At 58.7% G+C, this 14,045-nt stretch carries 7 protein-coding genes; 4 read left to right on the top strand and 3 right to left on the bottom strand.

What is annotated here, in order from left to right; genetic code table 11:
• Positions 1-1,226: 1,226 nt before the first annotated feature.
• The gene (gene can / locus EKD05_RS23790) at positions 1,227-1,880 is read left to right on the top strand and encodes a carbonate dehydratase (RefSeq protein ID WP_129677837.1); all 654 of its coding nucleotides are present in this window, start codon (positions 1,227-1,229) and stop codon (positions 1,878-1,880) included.
• A gap of 1 nt (position 1,881) precedes the next feature.
• On the opposite strand, the gene EKD05_RS23785 is transcribed toward can, so the two are convergent.
• Positions 1,882-4,923, bottom strand: a complete 3,042-nt coding sequence (locus EKD05_RS23785; protein ID WP_129677835.1) for a tetratricopeptide repeat protein — start codon at positions 4,921-4,923, stop codon at positions 1,882-1,884.
• Between the two features lie 461 nt (positions 4,924-5,384).
• Between EKD05_RS23785 and EKD05_RS23780 the strand changes: the two genes are divergently transcribed.
• Together EKD05_RS23780 and EKD05_RS23775 are read left to right on the top strand one after the other, a co-directional pair.
• Positions 5,385-7,352, top strand: a complete 1,968-nt coding sequence (locus EKD05_RS23780; RefSeq protein ID WP_129677833.1) for a hypothetical protein — start codon at positions 5,385-5,387, stop codon at positions 7,350-7,352.
• Positions 7,353-7,661: 309 nt separating this feature from the next.
• Complete coding sequence (locus tag EKD05_RS23775; protein ID WP_129677831.1) at positions 7,662-12,014, top strand: YCF48-related protein; 4,353 nt, start codon at positions 7,662-7,664, stop codon at positions 12,012-12,014.
• 664 nt (positions 12,015-12,678) lie between these two features.
• On the opposite strand, the gene EKD05_RS23770 is transcribed toward EKD05_RS23775, so the two are convergent.
• A complete protein-coding gene (locus tag EKD05_RS23770) occupies positions 12,679-12,933 on the bottom strand; it encodes a hypothetical protein (RefSeq protein ID WP_129677829.1) in 255 nt (84 codons plus the stop codon).
• Positions 12,934-13,106: 173 nt separating this feature from the next.
• Between EKD05_RS23770 and EKD05_RS23765 the strand changes: the two genes are divergently transcribed.
• Positions 13,107-13,397, top strand: a complete 291-nt coding sequence (locus EKD05_RS23765; RefSeq protein WP_165360934.1) for a nucleotidyltransferase family protein — start codon at positions 13,107-13,109, stop codon at positions 13,395-13,397.
• A 180-nt stretch (positions 13,398-13,577) separates the two neighbouring features.
• Here the strand turns inward: EKD05_RS23765 and EKD05_RS23760 are convergent.
• Positions 13,578-14,045 (bottom strand): ATP-binding protein (locus tag EKD05_RS23760; protein ID WP_129677827.1); only part of this gene is annotated, 468 nt, incomplete at its 5' end.

The following is a 14,045-nucleotide window of genomic DNA, read 5'->3' as shown; positions in this document are numbered from 1 at the left end:
GGTGATCGCAGGCCAGCCGATCAGCGAGGCCGTGATCGTACCTTCAGGGTGGTGTTCAATCAAGACATACATCGTCACCGGGGTGGACCTTTCGTTCATCGTCATCTGCTTAGTTGCAGCATATTTGTTCTTATAGTACTATATGCCTCACTGGCATGCCTGCCAGAGACACGCTTGCGACGTTGGAATCGAGAATATCATGAGCACCATCGAACCCATGCACGACACGGCGCTGCTGGGCGAGCTGAAACAGCGCATCCGTGCGGCTCAATATGAGGCGCTGCGGGAGGGGGTGTAGTTGTGCGTACTGGTGGAACGAGCACCCTCCCCTCCCCTACCCATAAGATCCCCACCACAATCCCCATCCCGTACCTGTTCAGACTTGGGGTAACGTGCCACCCTGGGAGCGCGGGCGAGCCGCCCGCATCCAGACCAGAGCGGGCGAGCCGCCCGCGCTCCCAGGAGACGTGTGAACAGTTACCCCATCCCCTCCTCTTGAATAGAACATTCGGAAGAGGAGACACACGGCGTTCCTGGGCAAGCTCTTTGGTGCGCCGCCGGAGCCGAGCCTCGAGTTCATCACGGCGCTGGCGGGCCTGGGCCGAGTTCAGCCGCGGTGTTTTCCCTGCCTCTTCCTGAAGTTGGAGCTCGACGGCACCCTGATCCCAGTAGATGATCTCCTTGGTCAGGCGCTCCTGGACGGCCATCAGCGTCTTGGTGACCAACTCCTCTTTCCGACGGCGCACTTCGTCGAAGTGGCGCGGCACCAACTCACTGATCGCATAGCGCAGCGCCTCGTGTTCATAGGAAGGAGGAGATAGGAGATAGGAAATAGGTGATCTTGCCGGCCGTCCCTCACTATTTTCTATTTCCTCTCCCCTATTTTCTAACAACTCGCGTTCTTCTTCGCTCAAGGGCCGGTAATCCAGGTAGGGCGCGGAGCCGGCAGTAGCGGGTGAGCCGCCCGCGCTCGCGGCGCTCGCGGCGCTCCCGCGGATTTCGACAAACTGCAGCTGACGCGAAACGACCCGGCGCTGGCCACTGCGATCGGTGCGGGCATCCTGGATGGCGTACTCAATTCAGGGCTGCTGCAAAGTCCCAAGAGGGTTAGATAGTGTCCGCAGGTGACGTTGCAATAGCCGTCGCCCACACAGTTGTGCCTGAAAGCTGTATACTCGAAGATGAAACGAGCGATCTCGGCGATATGCGGCGAAGGAGTAAAGGCAATGCGATCTCTTAGCAAGCTGTTCCAGTATAATCAGGTATGGGCGGATTCAATCTCAGCCCGCGACCCGGCGTTTTTCGCGAAGCTTGCGCAGCAGCAGGCCCCCAACTATGTCTGGATCGGCTGCTCAGACAGCCGCGTCCCCGCTAATGAGATTGTTGGCTTGATGCCCGGCGAGCTCTTTGTTCACCGTAATGTTGCCAATCTGGTCATCCACACCGATCTGAACTGCCTGTCGGTGCTCCAGTATGCGGTTGAGGTCCTGCGCGTCGAGCACGTGATCATCTGTGGGCACTACGGCTGCGGCGGCGTTCGTGCGGCCCTGAGCAACAAACGGCTTGGCCTGATCGACAACTGGCTCCGCCATGTCCAGGATGTGATGAAGAAGCACGCGCCGCTGCTAGAGAGCCTGCCGAGCGATCAGCAGCGCCTGGATAAGCTCTGTGAGCTCAACGTTATCGAGCAGGTCTCGAACGTAGCACAAACCACGGTGATCCAGAGCGCGTGGGATCGCGGGCAAGACCTCGAGATCCACGGCTGGATTTACCGCATTTCCGACGGTTTGCTGCACGACCTGGAGGTATGCGCGAAGAGCCGGCAGGAGTTGGACGAGAATTATGTGCGTGCCTGCTCGCGCTACGGCCTGTTGGGTTAGTTCACAGGCAGCTTTGAGGAGGACGTTTGGGCTGCCCCGCTTGATGGAGCGTCCGCGCCGCCACTGTAGAGGGGTGAGCAGGGCCAAGCATCGCCGTGTAAACGAGCAGCGCTCGGTTGAGGTACGCACGCGCCTGCAGTTGATCGCCCAGCGCGGCACTGAGTTGGCCCATGCGCAGCAGGCTGCGCGCCGTGTAGGGGTGGTGCTCGCCCAGGCGGGCCAGGTGACGGCGCAGCGCTTCGGCGAGCATGGGCCGGGCCTGTCGCGGGCGTCCGGCGGTCAGGTGGAGCATCCCCAGGTGCCCCAGGGTGTTGGCCGTATCGTGGTGCATCTCGCCCAGGATGCGCCGGCGGATCGCCAAGGCCTCGCGCAAAGAGGATCGGGCCGCGTCCGCTTCGCCAAGCGTCTGGTGCATGAGCCCGAGCCGATTGAGACCGCGCGCCACATGGCGGTGCTCAGCGCCCAGCAGGCGGCGGTGGATCGCCAGGGCCTCTTCCAGCATCCGGCGTGCATCCGCGAAAGCGCCGGTCTCCAACGCCAGCATGCCGACATTGCTGAGCGTACACGCCGTGATCGGGTGCTCGCGCCCGATGGCGAGGTCGAAGAGGCGCAGCGTCGCCTCGAGCTCGACCATCGCCTGCGCAAGGCGACCCTGGTAGTGGTAGACCCGCCCGATATGGTTGCGCGTGACGCCGATGAAGGTGTTCGCAGGGCCATAGACCTCCTCGCGGATCGCGAGCGCCCGGTGGAGGTGGACGAGCGCCGCTTCATATGCACCACGAGTCCGGTAGAGATAGCCCAGATTATTGATCGCCATCGCCTGGCGCGAACGGATTGGCTGCGCCTGAGCTTCCCAGATCGCCACGGTCCGCTCGGCGTAGGGCAGCGCGGCATCCAGTTCACCCATTGCGTTGAGCAGTAAGCCAAGGTTATTGTGCAGCTCTGCGGCAGCGGGACTGTCGTCGCCAAAGAGACGTGCCCGAATGGCCAGCGCCTGCTCGTAGTGGCTGCGAGCGGCCGGATAGTCGCACAGGGCGTGGGTGATCTCGCCGGCGTGCAGGAAGCTGGTGGCCGTTTCCCGGTGATCAGGGCCGAGGGAGTGTAACCGGATCGCCAGCCCGCGCTCGTGATACGGGCGTGCGCCGGAATAGTCGCCCAGCCAGTCGAGCAACTCGCCGGCGTAGTGCAGGTTCTCGGCGAGCCGCGTATCGTCCGCGCCAAACAGCCGCTCGCGCAATTCGAGCGAGCGCTGGTTGTAGGCGGTTGCTTCTTCGTAGTATTCAACCTCGCCCAGGTGCCGGCTGAGTTCGTAGCTCAGGTCGGCGGCGATCGCATCACCGCACTGCAGCGCCCCATCGGTAACGGCGCGCAGGTGGGGCTGGAGACGCAGCAGGGCCGGCTCGTCGAGAGCCGCGTTGAGCGCGCGGGCGTGCGCCAGCAAGGCCGTCTCAACTGCCTGACGCGCCTCGGCGGCGCCGTCCTGGCGGCGCAAAAAGGCCGCCACCAGGCGGTGCAGGCGGATCGTGGCGTCAACATGTGCGGCGCCGGGCAGCAGCAGGCCGGTGTCGGCCAGGCGCTGGAGCACAGCAGTCACCGGCGCCGGCGCCGCAGGGAGCGTCGCTTGCAGCAGCTCGACCGCGATCGGTTCGCCAGGCGCGAACCAGGCCGCGCGCAGCACCAGCTGGTACGCGATCCGGTCAAGCGGGTCGATCGGATCCAGCCGGGCCAGGCTCAGGGCGAAGGTCTGCTCGAGGTGGTTGAGGTGGCCGGTCGGCGCGGGCAGCGGGCGGCCGCGCGGCCCCTTGCCGGCCAGCGAGGGGTGGCCGATTGCATCGGCGCCGGTTGCGACCAGGGCCGCGCGCAGTTCGGCGAGGTAGCCGGCCGGGGTGAGTGCGTCGACGCCGCGGGCCAGGTAGCTGCCGGCCAGGTGCAACGCCAGCGGCAGGTCGTCGAGCTCGGCGGCGATCGCGACCAATTCTTCGTCGCGGAGTTGGGAAGTTGGGCAGTAACAACGTAACAACTGCATGCTTTCGGCGCGTCCGAGCAACCCGAGTTGCAGGGTGGCGAGGCCCAACCCGGCCTCCCATCCGGTGTGACGGCTAGTGATCAGCATACGACACCCACCATGGCGGGGCAGCCAGCGGCTCAGCAGATCGGCGTGCTCGCAGTTGTCAACGATCACCAACCGGGGCACCTCAGCGTGCCATGCAGCCTGCACCAAGCGCACCTGTTCATCAAGACTGAGTTGGGCAAAGTCTGGGCGCAGGCCCAGGCCTCTGCTGCCGCCGCACGCCGCAATGGCGGCTGGCACCGCCCCCGGGTCAGCGAAACTCAGCCAGAAGACCCCACCGGCAAAAAAGCGCCCAAAACGATGCGCAAACTCGATCGCCAGTTGGGTCTTGCCCATGCCCCCTGGCCCGACCAACGCGGTGGGTGGCACCTGCGTCACCGCCACCGCGTTGCCACCTTGACCGCCAGTTTCACCGCCTATCTGCTGGTGTTTTTGCGTGGGTGGCACCTGCGTCACCGCCACCGCGTTGCCACCCTTGAGGTGCGCCGCGAGGGCAAACAGCTCGGCGGTGCGACCGACGAAGTGTGGATTGGGCGGGAAAGGCAGCACCGAGCCAGGGGGCAGCAACGCAGGGCGCGGCAGACGGCCAGCGGTCGGCATCTGGGCGAGAGAAGGGAAGACCGAGCGCGTTGACATGTGATCCGCTTGTAGCGGCATACAAACCGTGTTCGCAGCCTTCAGATAACGCCAATCGGCCTCCTCAAGCGGCTCCCAGCCCCACGCTTGCACCAGCACATCCCAGATCGCCGCCAGCGTTGCGTGATCATCAGCCAGCCGCAGCGTCTGAGCGAGATAGCCCAGAAACGGCACGCGCAGCGTCGCACGGGGCACGGCCTCACCGCGCTCCCAGGCCCCAGCCGACTCATAGGCCCGATTCCCGTTCAGGCTACAAGCCCGGGCCATCTCGGCCAGGGTAACCTTGGCTGCTTTACGCAGGCGGGTCAGGATCGCGAGTTGGTGACGATCAGGCATGGCTGACCTCTCACAGAGCGTAACTCGCTGCCACAAACACCAATAAAATGCAGGACGTGAATGGATCGACGGAGCCACCGTTTCAGAGGCCAGATGGCAAGGGTGAGGCGTCGCGACCAACAAGGTTGCGCCTTGGCCTGAACAGGAACAGACCCTGAAGCCCCGGGGCTCAGGTGCGGAATGTTGTCACAGACTCGACAATCGTGAAGGAACGATCACAAAAAATACGGAGTTTACGGGGTGACAGATGAACGGTGACCATGCGAAAATGGACATACCCTAAACGAAAAACAGCTCACATCTCACCACCACCAGGGCAACGATTGTTCGTCTTATTTTTTGTGTCATTGCGCACAAAGAAATGTCTATGCAGCAAGCCAATTCACTTTGGCGCATACGGGATCGTTCTCGCATCATTATAGCAGACCGAATAACGTATGTCTTGAAGAGCGAGGTATGCTATGCGAATGACTGCCCATCGTCCATTGCTAATGGTTGCGCTCACCATCCTTCTGTTGGCCTTCGGTACCATGTTCAGTGCCCAGGCACGACCGCAAGCTACCGAGCTTGCCGCGAGCATCCCCACAGTCGAGAGCGACCACCCCTACGAGAATAACACCGACACATTCTGGACGATCCCCAACACAGGCGGGGAGAACGCAGCGCGCCTCCACTTTAGCCGGATCGAGCTTGAAGAGGGGATTGACCAGATCTTCATCTATGACGCAAATGACACCCTGATCCAGGAGATCAGCACCAGTGCGCCTGACGGGTTGTGGAGTGACCCGGTGCCCGGTGCATCGATCAAGGTAGTGCTGACGAGCGACGGCTCGGGGCGCTTCTGGGGCTTCGCGATCGACCAGCTCGAGCCGGTTAACTACCCGACCATTCACTACAGCCCGCACCCCTACCCCAACAACGCCAAACTGGAGCGCACCTTCGTCAACGACGCCGCCAACCCGGCGGGCACCCGCGTGCGCTTCGACCGCATCGACCTCGAAGACGGCGTAGACTACATCGTGATCTACGACCTGGACAACACCCCCTACCAATGGATTACCGGCAGCCACCCCACCGGCCTGACCAGCAACGCCGTGCCAGGCGCAGGGATCAAGGTGCAACTGATCAGCGACGGCTCGGGCCGTGCCTGGGGCTACAACCTGGTCGCCGTGGAGAGTGGCACTCCGACCGCGCCGGAGGATCCGCCGCAGCGGGGGCCAACCTTGGCGGAGTCGAATCACCCGTATGTTACAAATTATACGAACACCTGGTTGATAACAAACCCTGACTCTAACGCTCCATCAAGCAAAATCCATTTCAGCCGAATTGAAGTTGGTGGAGGCGATAAGCTAGAGGTACTGGATGCGAATGATACGGTCATCCAGACCTTCGGTGAACGCACCATCCTTGCTGATGTCTGGTCAGACTATGTGCCTGGTCGGATTGTTAAAGTGCGACTCACTACCACCTGGTATGAAGACTGGTGGGGTTTCCGCGCTGATGCGATTGTTACATCTGTCAACAATCCTGGTTTGGTACAATCTAACCATCCTTACGTAACAAACTTTAGTAGGACGTGGACCATAACGAACCCTGACTCTAACGCTCCATCAAGCAAAATTCATTTCAGCCGAATTGAAATTGGTGGAGGCGATAAGCTAGAGATACTGGATGCGAATGATACGGTCATCCAGACCTTCGGTGAACGCACCATCCTTGCTGATGTCTGGTCAGACTATGTGCCTGGTCGGATTGTTAAAGTGCGACTCACTACCACCTGGTACGAAGACTGGTGGGGCTTCCGGGTTGATAAAATTGTTAATTCAGTTAGTAATCCTGGCCTGGCACAATCTGATCATCCTTACATTACAAATATCACGAGGGTCTGGACAATAACCAATCCAAATGTAAATGCGTCGCAGAGTCGAGTGCATTTCAGCCGAATTGAAGTTGGTGGAGGCGATAAGCTAGAGGTACTGGATGCGAATGATACGGTCATCCAGACCTTCGGTGAGCGCACCACCCTTGCTGATGTCTGGTCAGACTATGTGCCTGGTCGGATTATTAAAGTGCGAATCACAACCTCCTGGTACGAAGATTGGTGGGGCTTCCGCGTCGACGCAATCGAACCCTCCTCGGCAGATCCGGTGCCACCGGCGGGGATCAGCGGGGTCTACGTACAGATCAATGCGCCGGGCGATGTCTACCTGAACGGCAAGAAGCTCTTTCGGGTCACGGCGGCGGGCGAGTACCGCATCCCCTTGGCGGCGGCGGCCGACGTAGCCATCCGTGACGCGACGCTCGCGGCGGTAGCGCCGGGGCTCTACAGCATCCGCATTGAGCATGCCACCTCGGAGCAGACGATCGAGGTGCGTGTGGAGGCAACCGGCGGGATCGAGATTGTGTATTTGCCGATGGTGCGACGGTGAAAAGTAATGCTATGCGCCATGGTCTAGCCGTCGCTATGGGTCTGCTTGCAGTCGTGCTTCTAGTCGGCCTGCAAGCCTATGCCCAGATGCCGCCAGGCACAATTCTCAACTCGGGAGGAAGCGTCGTCATCCCGCAGAGCAGCGCGCCGGTCTTGGGATGACCGGCAGCGTGATGACGGCGCGTTGTACGACCCGAGCGGTCGGCTGATCGCCTATTACATTGATGCCGGACAAGTCGTACCGTGAGCGGTAGGGTGATCAAGACGGCTTAGCTTCTTCGATCACTTCCCAGAGGACCAGGAGGCCACAATGCCCCACTATGCTCAACGACGCACCAGTATACAACTGCTTATGATCCTGGTGCTGATCATGCCGCTGGCACTGCTGCCGGCCAGTCCAGTCGCCGGCACACCAACAGTTGCCAATGAGGTGAACTGGCAGTCGATCGGGCCGTGGGGTGGCCGCGTGGATGCGGTAGCCTTCTCTCCCAATTATGCGAATGATCAAACGCTTTTTGCCGCTACAGGTAGTGGGCTCTATCGGTCGCAGGATGGGGCGCAGAGTTGGGATCTAGCGGGTCTCGCTAATGAACCAGTGTTTGCGGGCCTTGGCATAAATGACGTGGCCGTCTCGCCAGCCTATGCGACCGACCGTACACTCCTTGTTGGGATGTGGCAACAAGGTGTATTTCGTTCCCTTGATGGAAGTGCAACCTGGAAACGTGTTAGTGACGCTTTCAACGTAGCAGCATTGGCCTTTTCACCGAACTTTGCAGCTGATCAGACAGCAGTATTTGTGGGTAGCGATGGAGTGTTCCGGAGTACAAATGGTGCAAGTAGTTGGAGTCGCGTCACAACAGGGCTTGCCGATTGTGTGTATCGGGATGTGGTCATTTCACCCAATTTCGCCAATGATGGCAGCATGTTTGTTGCTTGCGGTAAGATATACCGTTCAACTAATCGAGGAACCAGTTGGTCGGCACTGAGTTTTGATCAAGACCTCGGCGCTTTCTCGCTTGCTATCTCCCCGGCTTTTGCTACGGATCAAACCCTTTTTGCCGCCGGTTCAGGTAGCGGGCCATATCGGTCAACTGATGGTGGCAGAACCTGGGAAGTAATCCAAAATGGCCTTTCGGGAAGTCGAGCGGACAACATTGCCATCTCACCCAACTTTTCCGTTGATCGTACTCTCCTTGTTGCCGCAAATGGTAAGCTTTTTCGTAGTCGCAACGCAGGCAATTCCTGGCAACCGCTTGAGTTATCTATCGGTAATATCGATGATGGTGAAGGCCAGGCTGCCTTTGCTCCCAACTACGCTACTTCGCCAGTGATTGTGGCGGCGTCTCGCAACGCAAATGGAATAATCCTCTCAAATGATAACGGTGACACATGGGTTCCAAGCAATCAGGGTCTCGCCGCCCTCGGCATCCATGCACTGGCGGCATCACCAGATTTTACCAATGATGGAATTATGCTCGCCGGCGCGGGCATCAATCTCTATCGAACCAATGACCGCGGCGTCAGTTGGCAACAGGTACTGCAAGGCTTTGTCTTCGGGTACAACTCACTTGCATTCTCACCCGATTTTGCCAATGATCGCACGGTGTATGCAACGAGCTCGGGATTGCTCCGATCTAGCGATGGTGGTCTGACGTGGCAAGGCGTTGATACACCGCCCTTCCCGAATTCAGCGGGAACTGCGGGTCGAGTAGAACCATCAACGACTTTTGCCAGTGCGGTCAACTGGGTGGTTCTATCACCTGGCTACCGACAAGATCGAACTATCTATGTGAGCGTCAGTGACTACGTTGGTAACCAGAGTGGGGTGTACGTCTCAAATAATGCCGGAGGGAATTGGCGTCGCCTGACCACAGACACCCGGGTGAAAAACGCCAGCATACTGGCCGTCTCTCCTACGTACACCGCAGATAACACCCTGCTTGCAGGCGTATGGGGCGAAGGTATTTATCGTTTGACGAATGGTGGTGGTGGGTGGGCGAGAGTGCAAGGATTCCCGGATGGTTTCACCGATGGTTCAGTTGGCGTGTTGGTGTTTTCGCCCGATTTTGCCAATGACCAGACCGCGTTTGCTGCTCTAGGTGATAGTATTTATCGTTCGACGAACGGTGGGCTAACGTGGGATCCCGTCACCACCGGCCCGGCTTATGCCAATGCAATTGCCTTCTCGCCAAACTACGCGAGCGACCGCACGGTCTATCTCGGCACCTCCGGGCTTGTAGTGGCAAGCGGTGATATATACCGTTCCGTCGATAAAGGCGAGACGTGGACACCCTTCGCACCTGCACTCGATCGTGGGCGTATTCGTACGCTGGCAACTGTTGGAAGCGAACCACAGCTTTTTGCCGGGACGGATAGTGGGGCGTATAGGCTTTCCGAAACACCCGCGCAAGCGTCAAGCGTTTCAGGCACAATCCGCAACCAACGAGGTGAACTTCTCAATGATGTGGAGGTGACCATCACGCCGGTCGATCAGCGCGAAGAGCCTCGTGTGCTTAGAACCGTAGACGGTGTTTATGGCGTCACTAATCTGATAGCCGGCAAGGCCTACATCGTCCGACCACGACAGGCTGATTATTACTTCGATCCGCCCTCTGGAGTGATTGCTTCCGCTAACGGACAGATCACCTTCGATTTTACCGGCACCATTGGGCACCGCCCGCTCATCTTCTTGCACGGAGTGCTTGGGAGTTCACTAGATATTTATTCAACGAATGGACTGCGAATTACAGAAGTGTTTCCTTCTCGTATACAACCATTTACGGCAAATGATTTAGCACTTGATCTTAATAGTAATTCGCTTAGAAATATCAAGGCTAACGCTCCAATCTGGAATGTACTTGGACGCGACGTATATGGCGATATGATATCAATGCTTACCAATGGCGCTAATGGTTTTGTGGAGTACAAAATTGATGGCGATCCGGCACGGCGCACGCTTGCAGGATGCCAGTATGAAGAACAGCGCAACAATAACCCGACCTTATTCGTGTTCGCTTATGACTGGCGGCTAAGTAACGAGGTTAATGCATCCCGCTTGGATGAGTATGTGCAGTGTATTCGCAAGTTCTACGGTGCGTCGGCGCGTGTGAACTTGCTGACCCATAGTATGGGCGGACTTGTAGCGCGCCGATTTATCATCGAACATCCCGATGCCGTAGATCAGGTAATGAATGTTGCCCCCCCCTTTGTTGGCGCCCCACAGGCGATTAGCTCCATTCTCTTCGGTGAGTTGCTGTGGTGGGGAGGAATTGGTGCAACTACATATAAGGATCTTGTTGAGAACTTCCCTGGTTCCCACGAATTGCTTCCTAGTCGTGCTTACTTTGAATTGAATGAATTCGTGTTTAATGAGACGGAATGGGATGCGAACGAGAATGGACGTTATGATGGCTGGTATACTTATGGACAACTAGTCAATATGTTCAGTGTGCAAAAAGACCGTAGTCTTCCAGGTGCGAATAATGTTATTTTTCACAATTATCGCGGCGGCCCGTTGAATCTGTCGCAGGATGTGTGGAGTGACGAGCTTACCGGGATTGAGTATATCCACGTAGCCGGACTTCAAAGCCGTGACTCGACGCCGGGTAGCTATCAGGCTGCATTCAATGGTGTCTGCGCAACCTCACTGCTTGACGGCACCAAAACGTGCGTAGGTTTCCCAGATCTTCAGGCGACGTATACAAGTGGAGATGGTACTGTCCCGATTGTCAGTGCGTTGCGTTCAAATGGTGTGAAAGATCTGAATGCGCCAGCTGCTACCACTATTGTGTGTACGCCCAGAGCTGGATGGTTCGGCAGAGATGACAATGATTGGGTGAAACATGCCTTCCTCATGCACAACACCGATATTCAGGCGATAGCCGCCGCGTTTTTTCGCGGTCGTGAACTCCCACTTGAGGGAAACTGCCAGAAGTTTCGGCGTGGTGAAGCGGCTCCTCCACCGTTAGCAGTTGAAAATGCTTCCGCTCCTGCATTTTATCTACGGCTGACCAATACTGAAGCTGTGACTATCAGCAATAATTTTGGTGAAACGATAACTTTTGGCGATGAACCTTCAGGCTATATGAGTGGCGTCGACTCACTGAACCTCGGTTCAATCGTGCAAGAGTTTATCTTAACCCCAGGCCCAACCTATTCAGTGACAGTGCAAATCGGTGATGGCCCAATTGCTCTGGATCTCACCCGTGGAACTGGTGCTTCGCGCGATCTCGCTAGGCGTTATCGCGATCTAGACCTGCCTGCTGGAACGCTTGCGACGCTGGTTATTGACGCTGATGAACCGCTGGATCTTCGTTATGATAGCGTTGGCGACGGTATAGCCGACAAGATCATTGATCCAGCCGCTGATCTCATCGGCTCAGCCGCCGATGATCGCAGTGGACCGGAAATCGCACTGCAAGTAACCGGTCCGCTCAACGCACAGCAGGTGACTCTCACCGCTACCGATGCCGGTTCTGGTGTGAAGCAACTCTACTACTCGCTCAATGGCACGACCTTCGTGCCATATACTGCACCCCTGACGATCAACAGCCTTAAGCATAGTGTCATATACGCCTTTGCCGACGACCAGGCAGCAAACCGTTCCAGCATCATAACTATCACACTATCGCAGTCAGTATATCTGCCGTTGATCCAGCGTTAAGTAAGTTGGAACCGGTCTCAAAAATATCGACGGAGGCGTACCACGATACACTTGAGCAAAGGCTGAGAAGTTGACGGCATATACCCGTAGCGAACAACCAGCCGACGGAAGTGTTGCAGCCAGGCACAGGTGTGCTCGAATTTGCGCCGGTTTGGGACAACCGGCAGCGCGATGACGGGGCACTGTTTGAGCCAAGTGCACGGTTGGCCGCATATGACGAGGTGGCTGTCAGGGCGCCCTGCCCGAAAAACTCTAGGCCGCGTTCAGCACTGTCGCAACGTCAGAGGTAGACAAAGCGCCAGGAGCGATATATGCACCATCGATCATTCAGGATAGCAACCACGGCAAGCCCTGTTCAGCATGATCTGCATCCTCCTCTTACACCCTGGTGCACCACTGGCACAGGGCCGTCTCAGTGACGCTGATCCTTCAGCGTCGCCGAGCAGCGCTCCGAGTGGCGAGATCGTGTATGTTCACGACGGCTACATCTGGCTGATCGACCTTGCCACCAGACAGTCCCGCAAACTGCTCACCGACTCCATCGCCGACCCTGCGTAGTCAGCTTGCAGCCATGCAAATGCAAGGTCGTTCGTTGCTCAGCTTGCACGCCTGATCTTCCTCTAGGAAGTGCCAAGCAGAGCACATCGAACGCCTACGAAGCGCCTCAAAGGGTCGAAACCGGCAGCTCGCCAAGCGTCCGCATCTGATGTCCCCGGCGCTTGAGCAGCGCGTAGGCGTGCGCCTTCCGCACGGCCAGTGCGTCGGCATCCTGTGTGAGGCGGGCGAGCCACGGCTGGTTCTCGGGAGTCAGCGACCCTTGCTCCTTGCGATCCCGGAGGACATCGGAAAGCGCCAGCGCGTCGCGGTTCATCGTGCTGCGCGCGATCGCCCAGAGCGCCTCGTCTGAGCGGTGTGCCATTAGGGCTGTTGCAATGTCCCGGTAGGGTTAAATAGTGTCCGCAGATGACGCAGATGCGGAAGCTGTCATCTGCGTCATCTGCGGACGATCGCGATGACTTTGCAATCGCCCTGCATGCGTGCCCAACTGCGCTATCATTGAACGACGGTCGTATTGAACGGGAGGTTATTCCCATGGGCGAACAGGATCTGCTGCACACGCAGCGTGACGCGATGAGCCAGATTGCCGAGCGCCACGGGGTGACCCGTGTGCGCGTCTTTGGTTCGATGGCGCGTGGCGAAGCAACCCCTGAGAGCGACATCGACTTGCTGGTTGAGACCGGCCCGTCAACGAGTGCCTGGTTCCCCGCCGGACTGATCCTCGATCTTGAGCTCCTCCTCGGGCGACGGGTCGATGTGGTGACCGAGCGGGCACTGCACCCGGCCATCCGCGAGCGCGTGCTTCAGGAAGCGCGTCCGTTCTGAGCGACGATACGATCTACCTGCAGCCTATCCTGGCGTGCATCAGCCGGATTGAGCGCCACGTGGCTATCGTGATTCATCACGATATTCCTCCCCTGAAACAGGCGGTGCATGCGATCCTGGCGGCAGAGTCGTAGCCAGAAAGCGCTCTGTGCGCCGCAAGCCCATCGCTTGGCTGCGGCGCTACGGGTGACGCCGCTGGTGCATCTGGGTGCGATAGTCTGCCGCCGCGATGCGCAGGATCTCGCCGGCGAAGGCGTGCTGATGCATCCGCGAGACGATGCGTTGATCAAGGTGTTCCAGCGCCCGATTGCTCGTGATGATCGTCGGCAATGCCAGGTTGGAGCGGTGATTGACGATCTGGTAGAGCTTCTCGCGCGCCCAGGCCGTGGCACTCTCGGTGCCGAGGTCGTCGAGGACCAACAGCGGCACGGTTCGCACCAACTCGAAGTGCTCGTCGTAGCCGACTTCGCTGGTTGGCCCGTAGGTCGCCCGCAGGTGGTCGAGCAGGTCGGGCACGACAGTGAACAGCACCTGGGTGCCACGTGCGAGCACGGCGTGAGCCGCAGCCGCAGCCAGATGGGTCTTGCCCGCGCCGTACGACCCGAACAGGAGCAACCAGCCCTGCGGCTGCTGGGCAAACTCCCGTGC

Origin of the sequence: Candidatus Chloroploca sp. Khr17 (genome assembly GCF_004138165.1) — a bacterium.
Taxonomy (GTDB): Bacteria; Chloroflexota; Chloroflexia; order Chloroflexales; family Chloroflexaceae; genus Chloroploca.
Note: the sequence above shows the minus strand (reverse complement) of the source record. Positions and strands in the feature narration are given on the sequence as shown.

Excerpts from the sequence above, each read along its gene's own strand:
- can (WP_129677837.1), top strand. The coding sequence starts at position 1,227 with ATGCGATCTCTTAGCAAGCTGTTCCAGTATAATCAGGTATGGGCGGAT.
- EKD05_RS23785 (WP_129677835.1), bottom strand. The coding sequence starts at position 4,923 with ATGCCTGATCGTCACCAACTCGCGATCCTGACCCGCCTGCGTAAAGCA.
- EKD05_RS23780 (WP_129677833.1), top strand. The coding sequence starts at position 5,385 with ATGCGAATGACTGCCCATCGTCCATTGCTAATGGTTGCGCTCACCATC.
- EKD05_RS23775 (WP_129677831.1), top strand. The coding sequence starts at position 7,662 with ATGCCCCACTATGCTCAACGACGCACCAGTATACAACTGCTTATGATC.
- EKD05_RS23770 (WP_129677829.1), bottom strand. The coding sequence starts at position 12,933 with ATGGCACACCGCTCAGACGAGGCGCTCTGGGCGATCGCGCGCAGCACG.
- EKD05_RS23765 (WP_165360934.1), top strand. The coding sequence starts at position 13,107 with ATGGGCGAACAGGATCTGCTGCACACGCAGCGTGACGCGATGAGCCAG.